Genomic DNA, 16,192 nt, shown 5'->3' with positions numbered 1-16,192 from the left:
TTATGGGAGAATTTTTCGTCCGAAGACCAATTGTTGCCATTGTTATTAGTATTATTATTGTGATACTTGGATTACTGGCACTGCAAAAAACACCTATTTCGCAATATCCGGATATCAATCCGCCAGTTGTAAAAATCACTACTTCTTTTACAGGAGCAAATGCGCTTAATGTAGAACAGGCAGTTGCTACTCCTATCGAGCAAAAAGTGAATGGTGTAGAAAACATGTTGTACATGAAATCAGTTAATACTTCTGATGGTGCTTGTACCATTGAGGTAACTTTTGACGTAGGTACAAATTTGGACAATGCCAATATGCTAACGCAAAACAGACAAAACCAGTCTGCTCCCTTTATGCCTTCAAGCGTAAAACAGCAGGGTGTAGTGGTAAAAAAGTCCCTTTCATTCCCGATGATGTTATTTACCATTACATCCAATAATCCAAAATATGATGCCAAGTTTTTAAATAACTACGCCAGCATTAATGTTGTTGACCAACTTGCTCGTATAAAAGGAGTTGGAGAGGTTGCCCTTTTTGGAGGAAGCGATTATTCTATGCGTATTTGGCTTAAGGCAGACATAATGAATAAACTCGGCGTAACGGTTGAAGATGTTAAAAATGCGCTGAATGCGCAAAACATGATTAGCCCAGGAGGAAAATTTGGAGCTGAACCCGCGCCTCCAAATACTGAATTCACATATGGTGTAACACTCCAAGACCGATTAGTAACCGAACAAGAATTTGGAAATATCGTAGTTCGAAGCAAAGAAGATGGAGCTCAGGTTTTATTGACCGATATTGCCCGAATTGAATTAGGAACCGAAAATTACAGCTCAACAGCCAGAAGAAACAGTTCTCCAAGTGCAGTTATTGCTTTATATCAAATGCCCGGAAGTAATGCTCTTGATGTGGCAGAAATGGCAAAAACAACCATGAAACAATTGTCTGAAAGATTTCCGCAAGACATTGTTTATCAAGAGTCTTTAGATACAACATTGGCTATTACTGCAGGAGTTGATGATATTGTACATACCCTATTTGAAGCCATTATACTAGTTATTTTGGTGGTTTTTATATTCCTTCAAAATTGGCGCGCTACTCTAATTCCGTTAATTACCGTTCCTGTTTCTTTAATTGGTACTATTGCCGTTTTTCCAATGTTAGGTTTTTCTATCAATACACTTTCGCTTTTAGGATTAGTATTAGCGATTGGTATTGTGGTCGATGATGCTATTGTGGTTGTAGAAGCTGTAATACATCATATCGAACATGGGAAAAATCCGCGGGAAGCGACTATTCAGGCCATGAAAGACGTTTCTGGACCCGTAATTGCAATTGCATTAATCCTCTGCGCCGTATTTATCCCAGTTGCTATGACACCTGGAATAACGGGACGTTTTTATCAACAGTTCGCCATAACCATTGCCGTCTCGGTCGCCTTTTCGGCATTTAGTGCTTTGTCCTTAAGCCCCGCACTTTGTGCCATGCTTTTAAAACCAACAAAACCTGTAGATCAGCAAAAAGGGTGGCTAGCTAAATTCTTTTCTTGGTTTAATAGGGTTTTCGAAAATGTTACAGGAAAATATATTGGTGGAGCAACATTTTTCGCCAAAAAAGCAATTCGTATAGTTGTTTTGTTAGCTGTAATTCTCGTTTCAATTGTCCTTTTAGGCAAAAAGATTCCAGTAGGGTTTATTCCTGAAGAAGATCAAGGATATGTTTTAGTAAATATTGCTTTGCCCCCAGCATCATCTTTACAGCGTACCGATGAAATATCGAAAAAAGTTGATAGTTTCCTTAAAGAAGAAAAATCTATTTTATCTTATACTACGATAAACGGATTTAGTATGCTTACCAACTCTTATCAGCCCAACAACGCTTTTATTTTTATTTCCTTAAAACCTTGGGAAGACAGAGCAGAAACGGCTAAACAGTTTGTAGATCGCTTCAATAAAAAATTGGCCACTCAAATTACAACCGCGACCTGTTTTTCATTTGGTCCGCCCGCAATTCAAGGTCTTGGCGCCTCTGCAGGATTTAGTTTAATGCTACAAGACCGAGGAGGAAATACACCTCAATATTTAGCAGAACAGACACAAAATTTTATTGCAGCAGCACAGCAACGTCCTGAAATAAAACGAATCTATACCACTTTTAATGCTGGTACTCCACAGATCAAACTGGATATTGACAATGACAAAGCGATGAAATTAGGAATACCTGTTTCTAAAGTCACCGAAGCTCTTGGGGCATTTTTAGGGGGAAGTTATGTAAATGACTTTAACCGTTTTGGACGCCAATACAAAGTTTATGTGCAAGGAGAAGCTGTCAATCGTGTGAAACCAGAAGATCTAAACATGATTTATGTGAAGAACAATAAAGGCGACATGCTTCCGGTCTCCACATTGGTTACAGCAACCAAAGTATCTGGACCTGATTTTACGAATCGTTTAAATTTATTCCGATCTGCTGAAATTGGAGGAAGTCCAAATGATGGTTACAGTAGTTCACAGGCTTTAACTGCATTAGAAGAAGTGGCCAAACAGACCTTGCCAGCAGATATGAGTTACGATTACATCAACTTGTCTTATCAGGAAAAACATTCGCCTGGAGGATCTTCCGTATTTATTATGGCATTGGTTTTTGTATTCTTAATCCTAGCCGCACAATACGAAAGCTGGAAACTGCCCTTTAGTGTACTCCTTGGAGCGCCTTTCGCCGTATTTGGAGCCTTTTTAGGACTGCTTTTGGCAAGATTTGGAAGTGATGCTTACGTCAATAACGTTTTTGCTCAAATTGGACTCGTTTTACTTATCGGATTAGTGGCAAAAAATGCCATTCTTATCGTTGAGTTTGCGAAAGAAGAATATGAGAAAGGGAAACCGCTTTACGAATCGGCAATGTATGCCGCGAGGCTTCGTTTTCGACCGATCCTGATGACTGCTTTTGCCTTCATCCTTGGAGTTGTTCCGTTACTGACCGCTACAGGTGCGGGTTCACAAGCTCGTATTGTAATGGGAATGGCCGTGTTTAGCGGCATGTTGATCGCCACCGTTTTGGGTGTCTTAATTGTACCAGGTCTATTTGTTATGATTGAAAAAATTGGACATAAGAAAGAAGAAACAATCGCAACAGGAGAAAACAATGTAGAATCAAATACTACAGACCATGAGTAAGAAATATAAGATAATCGCTATTGTATTGGTTCTTTCCTTATTTCCTGTAGGATGTATGGTCGGACCAAAATATAAAAAACCTGAGCAGTTAAAATCAGATTCTTATAGAAACGAAAGAAATTTAGACAGTCTCGCTTCGGTAACCAATTTAAAATGGTTTGATCTTTTTAATGATGATGTTTTAAAAGGTCTTATCCAAAAAGGTCTTGAGAATAATTACGATTTAAAAATTGCGGTTTCGAGAATTGAGCAGTTTCGTGCTGAATTGGGTTATACTAAAGCCGATTTATTTCCGTCTTTTCAATATGGAGCTACTATAAACAGCAACAAGAAATATATTACTCCATCTACAGCTGGTGCTAGCATGTCTTGGGAACTTGATTTCTGGGGAAAATATCGTCATGAAAACAATGCTGTTAAAAATGAACTTCTTGCCACAGAGGAAGCTCGTAAAGTAATATTGTCTGATATTGTTGCCAATATTGCAATAGCGTACTTTCAGATGCGAAATTTTGATGATCAGCTGGAAATAACCAAACATACCCTTGAAACAAGAGAGAAGTACTATCAGATTATAACCGAAAGATTCGAAAAAGGCTACATCTCAGAAGTAGACAAAGTGCAGATTGAACAACAGGTTGCCATTGCTGAAGCGGCAATTCCTAACATTGAAAGACAAATAACCTATCAAGAAAATGCAATTGCGTTGCTTACTGGTCAGCTTCCTTCTGAAATTCCTAGAGGAAAAAGCAATACGGAGTTGCAAATCGTCAGTAAAATTCCATTATCAATTCCGTCTGCCTTATTAGAAAACAGACCCGATGTCAAAGCGGCCGAATTAAGATATGCGGCAGCAAACGAAAGAATTGGCGTAGCTCAAGCCATGCGTTTCCCGTCTATTAATCTAGCGGCCATTGCCGGATTTGCCAGTGCCGATTTGAGTAATCTATTTCTCGGAAGTTCTTATATGCAAAATGCTTCTGGTGGAATTGCAGGGCCAATATTTGCCTTCGGGAAAAACAAAAGAAGAGTTGAAATAAACAGACAACAAGCAGAACAGTTTAAGTTTCTTTATCAACAAACCTATATAGGTGCCGTTTCTGAAGTAGAACAATCGATACAAAACGTTAGAACTTATCAAGAAGAATGGAAAGCCCGCAACAGACAAGTTCAGGCGGCTTTAATAAACTTCAAACTTTCTCATGAAAGATATGATAGCGGTTACGTTTCTTACTTAGAAGTTTTAGACGTAGAAACAAATCTTTTTAATGCACAATTAAGTCTAGCACAATTATCTGAAAGACAATTAAGCTCCATGGTTGAATTGTACAAAGCACTTGGCGGAGGGTGGAATCTCTAAGTTGCTAAGATTCTGAGATACTAAGATTCTAAGTTTTTTGAAGCGAGACGTATAAAAAAACAAAAAGCACTATTAAAATAGTGCTTTTTAGTTTTAAATCATTGTCGCTTTAATCCTAAACTTAGTATCTCAGAATCTTAGCAACTTAGTATCTTAAAATTAACAAAACTCGTTAAACGCATCCTGTAAATTCTCAGCGATTAATTCAGCTGGGCGTCCTTCGATGTGGTGACGCTCTAACATGTGAACCAATTCTCCGTTTTTAAACAAAGCCATAGATGGCGAAGATGGAGGAAATGGAAACATATGTTGCCTTGCAGCATCAACAGCTTCTTTGTCTACACCTGCAAAAACAGTAATTAAATGATCTGGTTTCTTAGCATTATCTAAACTCATTTTTGCTCCTGGACGTGCATTTCTTGCAGCACAACCACAAACAGAGTTTACAACAACTAAAGTGGTACCTTCAGCTTTAATAGCATTCTCTACAGCCTCAGCACTATGTAAATCTTGAAAACCTGCAGCTGTTAATTCAGCTTCCATTGGTTTTACCATGTCTAGTGGATACATATTTTTGTCTTTTAAAATTTTACTTTTGAACTGCAAAGTTACAAAGTTTACTCGCAACTAGTTACTTTCAAGTATAAAGTTTTGTTATAGTTTAATATTAAATTTAATATAGTATCAGTACTCCAATTTTTAAATAAGAATTTCGGTTTCTTCTTTTGATTTTTTATGCGAAAACTGATAATTATATTTCTTCAAATGACTATTCCTTCCTCTTACTTTATGCTTAGTAGTTAGAACTGTCTCTTTATTTTCTTCAGAAATTTCAATTGTCGAAAGATAACTGCTGAAATATTTTTTTAAAGCATTAATATTATCTACCCCAACAGAATAAATGGTCTTTTTGCCTTCATATTGTATAGTAACCAGATTTGCCTTTTTTAGCTCTAGCAAATGCTTAGATATTGTGGATTGCGCCAATGGAATTAATTCCACTATTTCACCACAGGTTCTTTGATCTCTTTTCCAAAGAAGAGTCATAATTTGAACTCTAGTCGGATGACCGAGTGCCTTACAAATTTCAGCTATTGCTTCTGTTTCTTCATCAAATTTTAGAGGCTTGGTCATTCTTATTAATTTACAAATTCTTTTATCGTTAATTGACTATCATAAGAGACATATTATCTCTTTAAACAATTAACAAATCTAAATGCAATGCAAATCTATAACTACCCTTAAAAGTCGTTAGAATAAAACAATAAGACATTTTATTCGCACCAGCTTCTGTTTTGTTATAATAAAAACCACGTACTTTGGGCTATCAACTATTTTTTACGATTATAAAATTCTATTTGCCAAATTTCTTTTGATACGGATACGTCTCATAAATAGTATTGTCTTCATTAATCGAAAATCCTTTTGAAGCATCTTCTCTTGCTATGCCAACCAATGCAATAACTTCATCCCTAGATTTACCTTGCTTAAGCCAGCAAATCGCTTTATAATATTTAGCATCTGAGAATTCCTGATATATCTTTAATGCTTTATCAAAAACAGCAATTGCTTCATCCCATTTTTTAAGTTCATACTTTGCAATTCCCTGATAAAAATAAGCCGTAGGATGCTCCAGTTGCTGTCTGTTTTTATAAATATCATTCACATAATCATCCAAAAGCTTTTCTGCTTTTTCGTATTCATTTAACTGAAGATAGCATAGCGCTTTATAAAAATTAAATGAATGGTCCATAACGTAGCTATTTCCATATAATTTTATAGCTTCATCAAAATCAACAATGGCTGCTTTGTAATTATGTGAAAAAATACATTTCATAAAAGCGCGATAAGAAAGCCAGCGTTCTTCATCATACAATACCGCTTTATCCAAATAAGGCATTCCAACTTCATACTTTTTACATTTAAAATACGGCATTGCTTTCTGTTGCCATAAATAGGCAATTGTACTGTCTTTTTTCAAACCTTCGTCAATACAGCTTTGCCATTCAGACATTTCAAAAACATAATTATGCTTATAAGCACAACTGTCGAGATATTGGGTAACAATCTCATCTTGTGCTTTGTTTTTAGACACTTGTCCAAACGATAAAAGGGTAAAAAATAAACTAAATCCTAGGATAATGTTTTTCAATGGTTACGTTTTTTAATTAGATTTATTTGAAAGAAAAATCACTCTAAATAACGCTTTAATAAATGGGATTTTTGGACACTTTAAAATAACTTTAACATCTTCAGAAAAACTTGTTTCTTCATCTAAAAATTTGAAAATCAGTTTTGGATTTCCTTTTCGAAATAAAGAAGAGAAAATAGAACTTCCCAGTTCGTTATGACGATAGAGAATATCCAAAAGCAATAAATCGTAAAACCAAAACTTAGACTTCTTATGAAAGCTTTTCATTTCGAAATCTTGCTTTTGAAGAAACTCCACCAAGTCTGAAGATTTTTTATCTGCGTTTTTAAAAGTATAACCTGTACTGGCTTTGGTCCAGCCGCCAGCCGTACCAATATTCAAAACCCGCTTGGTGTTTTTCTCCCAAAAAGCATAGCAAGTCATTGGAATACTTCCCTCCTCTTTTTCGAGAATTTCGTAGTTTTCTGTTCCTAGTTTTTTCAGATAAAGTTCAATTGCTTTTTCGTATTCTTCTTTCGGAAGGAGTTTTTCCGAAAACAAAGTATATTCAACCAAAGCCTCGGTTTTTGAAGTCGGCAAAACATACATAAATCGTGTATTTCCTTTTTGTTCAACAGAAAAATCCATGAAAGTGACTTCTTCTGGATTGAAAACTTCCTCTTTCGTTTTTACAAACCAGCCCACAAAATGCTGTTGCAAAACGGGATATTTGTTTTGCCTTTCGGCGAAAGCCTTAGTATAAATGCTATTGAAAAGATAATTGCCAGTATATCGATTCTCTTCTGTTCCAACAAAAAAGTGAGTTTCCAATTCATTGATGTCGGTCACTTTTTCGTTTAAAAAAGTAATATTCGGTTGTTTTGAGATGGTTTTGAAAACAAAATCATAAAAATCTAAACCCTTGATTTTATTGTATGAATAGGGTTTGAGATCCATATCGCGTTTGAAATTCTCATTTGCAAATAAGGCCGAATCCCATTTTTTTGAAATAACCGAATTCCAAACACTTTCTTCTTTCTCCCAAAAACACCAAGTTCTGTCATTGCTTTTCTTTGAATCCTTATCGAGCAGTAAAATCGACTTATCGGAGAATTTTCCAGACAAAACCATTTTGTAAACCGTCATCAAAGATGCTAGTCCTGCTCCAGTAAAAATGTAGTCGAAATGTGGGATTTGTGAAGAATTCATTCTCAAAAATAAGAAAATTTACTTTTCCAGATTTTCTAATAGCGCTTTAAAATCTTTTAGTGCCATATAATTGTTGTATTGAAAGATAATTTCATTCTTATCGTTCAAAACACATAAAATAGGATATGCTATTTGATTGTTTATCGTTCCAAGCTCCAAAGCCAATTCATGAACACCAATATTATTTCCCGAAGGTTGAAATTTAAAAGTGTGATTATTAAATCTAACATCTCGTTTTTCCTCTGCATTGAAATCAATAAAATAGAAATCGTAGTTTAGTTTTTCTATAATCTCGTGATTCTTGAAAGTTGTCGCTTTCATTCTTTGGCAAAACTGACACCAATCGGTATGGATGAAAACAATGATTTTTCGTTTCTGAATTTGTTGCAAGCTATCTATTTCTTCAAAAGTTCTGCTTTTTAATTGGCAAAATCCTGTTGAAGTTATCGAGAAGATGAAAATAAGTAGAGCTAGCTTTTTCATTGTTTTGTTTGCCATAGATTAAAAGGATTTGAAAAGATTGTTTCAATTCGTTTGTCTCCCTGAGCGAAGTCGAAGGGCGCTCCAATTGAAACGGGGCTTCGACTTCGCTCAGCCTGACAAAGAAAAATAATCTTTCTAAAAAAATTTAAACACATCGAGACATAGATTTTTTGCTTTTTAACCACAGATTAAAATGATTAGAAAAGATTTTCACTTCGTTTGTCTCCCTGAACGAAGTCGAAGGGCGCTCCAATTGGAACGGGGCTTCGACATCGCTCAGCCTGACAAAAAGTATAATCCTCTTAATCTGCGTAATCTGTGGCCTATAAATTTACCTAAAAGTATATCGTAATCCCAAAAATCCGCGAATAGTTTGGTTCTGTCCATAAACATAAGTGGTATCGAATGTCAATCCGTATGGATTATCTGGTGTTACTAATACTTTTCCTGCCGAATCATATTGAACATTTTTATCAAATGGATCATTTGTTCTCGAAATCAAAAACGGATTATTTTGTTTTGGTGTAAAGTTCAACAGGTTTTTAATTCCTCCATAAACTTCAAAATCTTTCCATCCTGAATACGTAAACTGAATGTTCTGAATGCTATACCAAGGCGAATTTGGACTTCTCGGATCGGTTTCGCTCAACAAAGGCAATTTCATCGGACTGTAAACATTTCCCGTATAATCCATGGATAAATTCCAAGGTTGAATTTTGTATGAAACACTCCAAGTTCCGGTGAAATTCTCAGTCAAAAAAGGTCTTTCCGAAATTCCGTTTTCAACATTTTTGTTGTCTAAAACCGTTGCTCCAACAATAAATTTTAATCCCGAAGGAAAATTAAGATCGACATTTGTACTGATTCCTTGGCTTATCGCATAACCATCAATATTGTCGTAGATAATTTCGTTTGGATTAGTTTCGTAATCTGAAATAATCTTATTACTGAATCTCGTATAGAAAGCAGTCGTTTCAATTCCCATAAACGTTCCGTTTCCGAAATTGATTTTCTGGATATAATTCAAATTGACATTTACAGATTGTTCTGGTTTCAAATCATTTTTGATAATAACATCTCTTGAACCCGTCAACGCCGCATGATCTTCGGTAAACAAATTCACTACTCTAAAACCCGTTCCAGCATTTAATCTAAAGATAGTGTTTTCGCTTGCCTTAAATCTATAGGCAAATCTTGGTGTAAAAATAGATCCGTGAATAGAGTTGTAATCGTAACGCATTCCTAACAAAACCTGACTTTTTGGAGAAAAGGTAATTTCGTCCTGAATAAAAATTCCTGGAAGCCAAGTATTTTCAGCTTCTTTGGTTGCAGTCGTATTATCGTCATAATAGGTATATCGGCTTGCGATTCCTGCTAATAAATCGTTTCGTCCGATTTTTTTATCCCAAGTCAGCTGTAAAAATCCAATTTTCTGATTGGCAATATAAGATGTTGTCCCGTAACGGCTGTCCTGATAATGAACATTTCCAGAGAAGGAAAGCATCAATTTTTCTTCAAATGGCAATTGGTAACTTCCAATTAATTCGGCTCTTTTGGTGTAAATGCTTTCGCCGTAAATTTCATCTCCGCCACGGTATTTTTTCTCCCAACGAATGTCTCCTCCCCAACGATCTTCATACATTCCTCGTGCTGCAATGGTAAATAATCGATTATGATTTCGTTTAAAACTCCATTTATTAAAAACCGAAATACGTTCAGAAAGCGTAACATCGGTAAAATTATCTTTGTCTTTATCTATAACCTGATCGTAGTTGAAGTAATTAATTCCGATAAGCGAAGTCGCTTTTTTTCCAACATTAAATTTCGTTCCTAAATCGAGATTGCTTTCAAAATAAGAAGTTGTAAAATAATCAGCAGAAAAAGTCGGTGCATTCGTTGGATTTTTAGTGATAATATTAATCAAGCCACCAATGGCTTCACTCCCATAAAGAGACGAAGCTGGACCTTTTACGATCTCGATTCGTTCCACCAAAGAATTCGGAATTCCAGACAAACCATAAACTGTCGAAAGACTGCTTACAATTGGCATTCCATCTATCATAACCAAAGTATAGGGACCTTCCAATCCGTTTATATGAATATCTCCCGTATTACAAACGCCACAATTGAGCTGTGGGCGGACACCATTTATGTTCTGAAGCGCATCGTAAATACTTGGGGTTGGGTTTTTCTTAAAGAAAGTTGGCGAATATACCTCAACGGGAACGGCACTTTCTAATCGTTTTACAGGTTTTAAAGTTCCCGAAACTACCACTTCGTTCAATTCATTTTGATCTTCTTCTAATTCAAAATCCAAATTTAGATTTTCATTTTCTAAAACTGAAATTCTTTGCGTTATGGGTTTGAATCCTGTTGAGGTTACATTTATTTTATATGTCCCGCTAGGAATATTTTCTAATTTATAAAGTCCTAAAGAATCGGTTTGTGTTCTAAAGTTTGTATTTAATAAACGAATGGTAATTTCCTGGCCAATAGGAAGTATACTTTCTACTTTCCCAGAAATATTCTGAGAGAAAATGCTTTGTGTTGAAATTATTAATATTGTCAAAAATAAATATTTCATTATTATAAAATTAAATTTAGACAAAACTAAAAATTATATTTGACAAACATTCATCCTTAAAACAAAAATTTTCAAACTGATTGAGTTCAATATGTTACATTTTCCATTTTAAGAATCGCAAGCATTTTTTTTAATCTCGCAAAGATGCTAAGTCACAAAGCTTTTTTATAAACTTGGCGACTTTGCGAGAGAATTTTACAAATGCATTAAAAATCTTCGTCAATAAGCTCTTTATTAATGACCGCTCCAGCAAAAGAACCCGTAGAAACCGCAATTGCTACAGATCGCATTTGTGTTGTGCAATCTCCGCTAGCAAAAATGCCTGGAATATTTGTTTTCTGCATGCCATCTACTTTTAACAAACCTTGTTCGCTACTATCGCATCCCAAAGTTGCAGGAATTGGACAATGTTGCTCAAAAGGCGGTCTGGCATAAATAGCTTTTACCTCCACTCTTTCTCCGTTCTTAAAAATGATCTTTTTAATATAACCTTCCTTATGATCAAAAGAATCTATTTCTTCTTCGAAAATCTGAACGCCATGATTTTTAAGAATTTGTGTTTGTTCTAAACTCAATTCCGATTTTCCGTTGGTGCATAATCTCAGGTCTTTTGTCCAATTGGAGATTAATTTAGCAAATTCAAATCCCATTTCACCATTGGCTATAATTGCAGTTTTCTCGTTTTTAACTTCATAACCATGACAATACGGACAATGCAAAACCGAAATTCCCCAACAAGCTGCAAAGCCTTCAATTTTAGGAAGCAAATCTTTGACTCCCGTTGCAAACAATACTTTTCTCGCTGTAAAGATTTCTCCTGATTCGGTTATGATCTCGAAACCGCCTTCTGTTTTAAGTGCTTTTATCGCAAGTCCATTGTAAAATTGAACGGTTTTATAAATCTCGATTTGTAATTTGGCTTTCGCCGAAATAACTGTTGGCTTCTCGCCATCTTGAGTAATAAAATTATGAGAATGCGGTGTCTGTCTGTTGCAAGGCAAACCGCTGTCGATAACCAAAACCTGACGCAAGGAACGTCCTAAACTCATTGCAGCAGATAATCCGCTATAACTGCCACCAACGATAATCACTTCAAAATGCTTCTGTTCCATATTTCTATTTTTAATGATTTTGTTTTCTATGTAATTTGTAATTGATTAAATGTCCGATGATCATTCCGATTCCTCCAAAATAGATCAGATCAAGATGAATTTCGAAAAAGAGTTCAGTCAAAATACTAATCCAAATCAGCGCCATTGAAACAACCAAAATTGACGAGACCAAGAGAGCTGATTTTTTTATAATTTTGAGAATTGCAAATAAACCTATCGAAGCAAATAGTAAATCTATAATTGGGTTGTGACTCAAGCCTAAAGGGAGAATCGTTAAAAGAGGAAAAATCAAACAATGCACCAGACAAATGGTCGCGCTCGAAATTCCTAAAATATCGTAAAAGGATGTGCTTATTTTCTTCATTATGTGTACTTTTGCTTAATGCAATTTTGTTGCAAATATATACAATTTTATCAATTGCAACATTGTTGCGTTTAAATTTTAATTTCGTAAAAAATGAAGACTACACGTAATACCGCAGCAAAGACGGCTGTTTTAGAGGTTTTTGAGAAATCTAAAACGGCTCTTTCTCATACCGAAATTCAGAAACAATTAAATGATTTGTGCGATCGCGTTACCATTTACAGAATTTTGGACCGTTTGATTAATGAAGATGTAATTCATAAAATTTCGAATTTGGATGGAACGGTGAAGTATGCCAAATGCAATCATTCGCATCAGCGTGTACACATTCACAACCATGCTCACTTTAGTTGCGAGAATTGTCATGAGATTACTTGCCTTGAGACTGTAAAGCCGAGTTACATTATGCCACACAATTATAAAGTGAACGAAATCAATTTTACATTATCAGGATTATGTCCGAATTGTTTGAATTCTAACATTTAACTTTTAGACTCGTCTAAAAATATTGTTTCGCGAATATAATTTTTCTCTATATTTGTGAAAACAATACTTTTACAATGACCAAATCTTTAGAAGAAGTCCACGAATCGGTTTCTACAGAAAACAAAAAAAAAGGTTTTAGAAAAATTTTAGCCTTCTTAGGCCCTGCATATTTAGTAAGCGTTGGCTACATGGATCCGGGAAACTGGGCGACTGACATTGCCGGCGGAAGCCAATTTGGTTACACTCTAGTTTGGGTTTTATTAATGAGCAATTTAATGGCATTGCTTTTACAGAGTTTAAGTGCACGCCTCGGAATTGTAACACAGCGCGACCTCGCACAAGCTTCTCGAGAAACCTATTCCAAATACATCAATTACATTTTATATTTCTTAGCTGAGATTGCAATTGCAGCCTGCGATCTGGCAGAAGTTCTTGGAATGGCAATCGGAATTAATCTGCTTTTCGGAATTCCGTTGCTTGAAGCCGTTCTAATTACCGTTTTAGACACCTTCTTACTGCTTTTCCTGATCAATAAAGGAATTCGCAAGATGGAAGCCTTCATTATTGCTTTGGTTGCCATAATTGGCTTCTCTTTCATTTTCGAAATGATTTTTGCCGAGCCAGAAATGGGCAAAGTTTTACAAGGGCTAATTCCCTCCATTCCAAATTCAGCCGCTTTATATATTGCAATCGGGATTATCGGTGCAACCGTAATGCCGCACAACTTGTACTTGCATTCGTCTTTAGTACAAACTAGAAAATTTGATCGAACTCCTGCTGGAATCAAGCAAGCTTTAAAATATAACTTTATAGATTCTACTATAGCTTTAAATCTTGCTTTCTTTGTAAATGCGGCTATTTTAATTCTGGCAGCAGCCACTTTCCATAAAAACGGAATGTATGAAGTGGCCGAAATTCAAGACGCGCACAAATTCTTAGAACCACTACTGGGAACAAAATGGGCACCAGCTTTATTTGCTATTGCGCTAATTGCTGCCGGACAAAGTTCGACTGTAACAGGAACACTTGCTGGACAAATTGTAATGGAAGGGTATTTGCATTTTAGAATTCAGCCTTGGGTACGAAGAATCATTACACGTTTAATTGCCATTATTCCTGCCGTAATCGTGATTTTGATTTATGGCGAAAGCGTAACAGGAAAACTACTGATTCTAAGTCAGGTCATTTTGAGTTTGCAATTGGGTTTTGCGATTATTCCGCTTATCCATTTTGTGAGTGATAAGTCGAAAATGAAAGGTTTTCACATTTCGAGAACTACTCAAGTCGTATCTTGGATTATCGCTGCGATTATTGTTTCTTTAAATGCCAAATTGGTTTATGACGAAATCACTTCTTGGCTAGCAAACTCAAACCATCCGATGATTCTTTGGTTTACAGTAGTTCCTTTAGCATTCGGTTTTTTAGGTTTATTGCTCTACATCATTTTCAATCCTTTTATTGCAAAAGCAAAAAACAAAAACATAAATCATTCGCCTCATAATCTTAAATTGAAGTTTTCGCCAAGAGAAAGCCAAAGCATCAAAAACATTGCAGTTTCTGTAGATTTCTCACATGCCGATGAAGCTGCTTTGAACAAAGCCTTTGAATTGGGTGGCATTGACACAGAATATACCCTCATTCACATTGTAGAAACGGTCGGAGCCTTAATGTATGGCGTTCATGTACACGACCATGAAACCACAATCGATGAGAAATTATTGCTCAAATACAAGGACATGCTTTCAGACAAAGGATTCAAGATCAAAACAGAACTTGGTTTTGGAAAACCAAACAAAGTAATTCCGAAAATTATAAACGAAGGAAATTTTGACATTCTTGTCATGGGAACCCACGGCCACACTGGATTGAAAGATATTCTTTTTGGCACAACAGTAGATAAATTGAGACATAAAATTTCAATACCTTTGTTGATTGTTAAATAAAGGGGCAAAGGCTCAGAGTTGCAAAGGAACAAAGCCTTTGTAACTCTCAACCTTTGAACCTTTGAACCTTAAAAAGAATGACCTTTTCAGAAGAAAATTACCTTAAATCGATCTATCACTTGACAGCGGCTTTAGAAACTGAAGTGAGCACAAATGCTATTGCGGAAATTATGGAAACGAAAGCTTCCTCTGTAACCGATATGCTTAAAAAGTTGGCGGAGAAAGATTTAGTAAATTATAAAAAATATCAAGGGGTTTCTTTAACTGAAAACGGAAAACTGGCCGCTAAAATGATTGTGAGAAAACATCGTCTTTGGGAAGTGTTTTTGGTGGAGAAACTAAACTTTAGCTGGGATGAAGTCCACGATATTGCAGAACAGTTGGAACACATCAAATCGGAGCAATTGATTAATCGTCTGGATGATTTTCTTGGAAATCCAACCGAAGATCCGCACGGCGATCCAATTCCAGACGCGAATGGAAGAATTATCAAAATCGAGAAACACCTTTTATCAGAGCTTGAAGAGAATCAAACTGGAATTTGTGTTGGCGTAAAAGATACTTCCTCAGAGTTTTTAAAGTATCTGGATAAACAAGGAATTGCTTTAGGATCAAAAATTGAATTGCTTTCTAAAGAGTCTTTCGATTTATCGGTGAGAATTAAAGTGAATGATAGAGAATTGTCTATTTCGAATAAAATTGCTTCTAATTTGTTTGTGAAGCTGGTTTAATTCTTATTTCGCAGAGATTCACGAAGAAGTTTCACAGAGATACGCTAAGAGTAGTAATAATTGTTTTTGTCAGGCTGAGCGAAGTCGAAGCCCCGCAAAGTGATTCAGCAAACTTAGGCTTCGACTTCGCTCAGCCCGACAAATTAGTTATTATTAAACAATCCCCTTTTCAATCATTTCCAGCATAACTGGCGAAGCATTTTTAAAAGTTGGTGCTTGTTCGATTATACTTCCAGCGTTCTTTTTATTTACTTTAAACGTCACATCATCATCAGTTGTAAAAAGCAATGCAGTCAAAAAAGGATTTTTGATGTGTGAGCCTAAAACCAGCAAGGCTTGATCTAAAGTATGGATGCTTTCTATTTCTTCTGTTTTATATCTAAAAGTCAGCGAAATTGAGAATGTATTATCTTCATTGAGAACCAATCGGAAATACACATTTTTAAGTTCGGTATCGCCCATGGTTTTGGCCAAAGTCAGTTTTGCGAAAGTTCCTTTTTGGATGCTTTCTTTAACTCGTTCACAAAAAAGGGCAAATATTGGTTCGTACATTTTTTTTAAGTTGCTAAGGTTCTGAGATGCTAAGATTCTAAATTTTCAAACTTTGTCTAGT

14 protein-coding genes are annotated in these 16,192 nt (G+C 35.7%); 5 read left to right on the top strand and 9 right to left on the bottom strand.

Going from position 1 to position 16,192, the window contains the following annotated elements:
* The first annotated feature begins 2 nt into the window (after nt 1-2).
* Both ACFO3N_RS02940 and ACFO3N_RS02935 read left to right on the top strand, forming a co-directional pair.
* Nucleotides 3-3,176 carry an efflux RND transporter permease subunit gene (locus ACFO3N_RS02940; protein ID WP_379795151.1) on the top strand — a complete coding sequence of 1,058 codons (3,174 nt, stop codon included), beginning with the start codon at nt 3-5 and terminating at the stop codon, nt 3,174-3,176.
* Entirely contained in the window at nt 3,169-4,536 is a 1,368-nt protein-coding gene (locus ACFO3N_RS02935) for an efflux transporter outer membrane subunit (protein ID WP_379795150.1), read from the top strand. The genes ACFO3N_RS02940 and ACFO3N_RS02935 overlap by 8 nt, the downstream gene beginning before the upstream one ends.
* Nucleotides 4,537-4,695: 159 nt before the next feature.
* On the opposite strand, the gene ACFO3N_RS02930 is transcribed toward ACFO3N_RS02935, so the two are convergent.
* From ACFO3N_RS02930 to ACFO3N_RS02895, 8 genes are all read right to left on the bottom strand, one after another.
* Complete coding sequence (locus ACFO3N_RS02930; protein ID WP_111284876.1) at nt 4,696-5,106, bottom strand: BrxA/BrxB family bacilliredoxin; 411 nt, start codon at nt 5,104-5,106, stop codon at nt 4,696-4,698.
* Nucleotides 5,107-5,235: 129 nt separating this feature from the next.
* Complete coding sequence (locus ACFO3N_RS02925) at nt 5,236-5,670, bottom strand: ArsR/SmtB family transcription factor (RefSeq protein WP_379795149.1); 435 nt, start codon at nt 5,668-5,670, stop codon at nt 5,236-5,238.
* Between the two features lie 220 nt (nt 5,671-5,890).
* Entirely contained in the window at nt 5,891-6,688 is a 798-nt protein-coding gene (locus tag ACFO3N_RS02920; protein WP_379795148.1) for a tetratricopeptide repeat protein, read from the bottom strand.
* A 12-nt stretch (nt 6,689-6,700) separates the two neighbouring features.
* A complete protein-coding gene (locus tag ACFO3N_RS02915; RefSeq protein ID WP_379795147.1) occupies nt 6,701-7,876 on the bottom strand; it encodes a lycopene cyclase family protein in 1,176 nt (391 codons plus the stop codon).
* Nucleotides 7,877-7,894: 18 nt separating this feature from the next.
* Nucleotides 7,895-8,359 (bottom strand): thioredoxin family protein, encoded by a 465-nt coding sequence (locus ACFO3N_RS02910; protein ID WP_379795146.1) that lies wholly within the window; start codon nt 8,357-8,359, stop codon nt 7,895-7,897.
* 331 nt (nt 8,360-8,690) lie between these two features.
* Nucleotides 8,691-10,943, bottom strand: a complete 2,253-nt coding sequence (locus ACFO3N_RS02905) for a TonB-dependent receptor (protein ID WP_379795145.1) — start codon at nt 10,941-10,943, stop codon at nt 8,691-8,693.
* A 206-nt stretch (nt 10,944-11,149) separates the two neighbouring features.
* Entirely contained in the window at nt 11,150-12,055 is a 906-nt protein-coding gene (locus ACFO3N_RS02900; RefSeq protein WP_379795144.1) for an NAD(P)/FAD-dependent oxidoreductase, read from the bottom strand.
* Nucleotides 12,056-12,065: 10 nt separating this feature from the next.
* Nucleotides 12,066-12,419, bottom strand: coding sequence for a MerC domain-containing protein (locus ACFO3N_RS02895; protein ID WP_095930228.1), 354 nt, complete (start codon nt 12,417-12,419; stop codon nt 12,066-12,068).
* 93 nt (nt 12,420-12,512) lie between these two features.
* Between ACFO3N_RS02895 and ACFO3N_RS02890 the strand changes: the two genes are divergently transcribed.
* The 3 genes from ACFO3N_RS02890 (at nt 12,513) to ACFO3N_RS02880 (ending at nt 15,579) form a co-directional block, all read left to right on the top strand.
* A complete protein-coding gene (locus ACFO3N_RS02890; protein ID WP_177211585.1) occupies nt 12,513-12,905 on the top strand; it encodes a Fur family transcriptional regulator in 393 nt (130 codons plus the stop codon).
* A 74-nt stretch (nt 12,906-12,979) separates the two neighbouring features.
* On the top strand, nt 12,980-14,848 hold the full coding sequence (locus ACFO3N_RS02885) for an Nramp family divalent metal transporter (protein WP_095930226.1): 1,869 nt from the start codon (nt 12,980-12,982) through the stop codon (nt 14,846-14,848).
* Nucleotides 14,849-14,925: 77 nt separating this feature from the next.
* Nucleotides 14,926-15,579, top strand: coding sequence for a metal-dependent transcriptional regulator (locus tag ACFO3N_RS02880; protein WP_379795143.1), 654 nt, complete (start codon nt 14,926-14,928; stop codon nt 15,577-15,579).
* A gap of 153 nt (nt 15,580-15,732) precedes the next feature.
* Here the strand turns inward: ACFO3N_RS02880 and ACFO3N_RS02875 are convergent, their stop codons facing one another.
* Nucleotides 15,733-16,131: a hypothetical protein gene (locus tag ACFO3N_RS02875; protein ID WP_379795142.1), complete on the bottom strand. Its 399-nt coding sequence runs from the start codon at nt 16,129-16,131 to the stop codon at nt 15,733-15,735.
* Nucleotides 16,132-16,192: the final 61 nt, after the last annotated feature.

This window comes from Flavobacterium chungangensis, from assembly GCF_042654045.1.
Lineage (GTDB): Bacteria > Bacteroidota > Bacteroidia > Flavobacteriales > Flavobacteriaceae > Flavobacterium > Flavobacterium chungangensis.
The sequence above is the reverse complement of the archived record's forward strand: the minus strand, read 5'-3'. Positions and strand labels throughout refer to the sequence as shown.

Excerpts from the sequence above, each read along its gene's own strand:
- ACFO3N_RS02900 (WP_379795144.1), bottom strand. The coding sequence starts at position 12,055 with ATGGAACAGAAGCATTTTGAAGTGATTATCGTTGGTGGCAGTTATAGC.
- ACFO3N_RS02905 (WP_379795145.1), bottom strand. The coding sequence starts at position 10,943 with ATGAAATATTTATTTTTGACAATATTAATAATTTCAACACAAAGCATT.
- ACFO3N_RS02890 (WP_177211585.1), top strand. The coding sequence starts at position 12,513 with ATGAAGACTACACGTAATACCGCAGCAAAGACGGCTGTTTTAGAGGTT.
- ACFO3N_RS02895 (WP_095930228.1), bottom strand. The coding sequence starts at position 12,419 with ATGAAGAAAATAAGCACATCCTTTTACGATATTTTAGGAATTTCGAGC.
- ACFO3N_RS02880 (WP_379795143.1), top strand. The coding sequence starts at position 14,926 with ATGACCTTTTCAGAAGAAAATTACCTTAAATCGATCTATCACTTGACA.
- ACFO3N_RS02935 (WP_379795150.1), top strand. The coding sequence starts at position 3,169 with ATGAGTAAGAAATATAAGATAATCGCTATTGTATTGGTTCTTTCCTTA.
- ACFO3N_RS02930 (WP_111284876.1), bottom strand. The coding sequence starts at position 5,106 with ATGTATCCACTAGACATGGTAAAACCAATGGAAGCTGAATTAACAGCT.
- ACFO3N_RS02910 (WP_379795146.1), bottom strand. The coding sequence starts at position 8,359 with ATGAAAAAGCTAGCTCTACTTATTTTCATCTTCTCGATAACTTCAACA.
- ACFO3N_RS02915 (WP_379795147.1), bottom strand. The coding sequence starts at position 7,876 with ATGAATTCTTCACAAATCCCACATTTCGACTACATTTTTACTGGAGCA.
- ACFO3N_RS02875 (WP_379795142.1), bottom strand. The coding sequence starts at position 16,131 with ATGTACGAACCAATATTTGCCCTTTTTTGTGAACGAGTTAAAGAAAGC.
- ACFO3N_RS02940 (WP_379795151.1), top strand. The coding sequence starts at position 3 with ATGGGAGAATTTTTCGTCCGAAGACCAATTGTTGCCATTGTTATTAGT.
- ACFO3N_RS02925 (WP_379795149.1), bottom strand. The coding sequence starts at position 5,670 with ATGACCAAGCCTCTAAAATTTGATGAAGAAACAGAAGCAATAGCTGAA.
- ACFO3N_RS02885 (WP_095930226.1), top strand. The coding sequence starts at position 12,980 with ATGACCAAATCTTTAGAAGAAGTCCACGAATCGGTTTCTACAGAAAAC.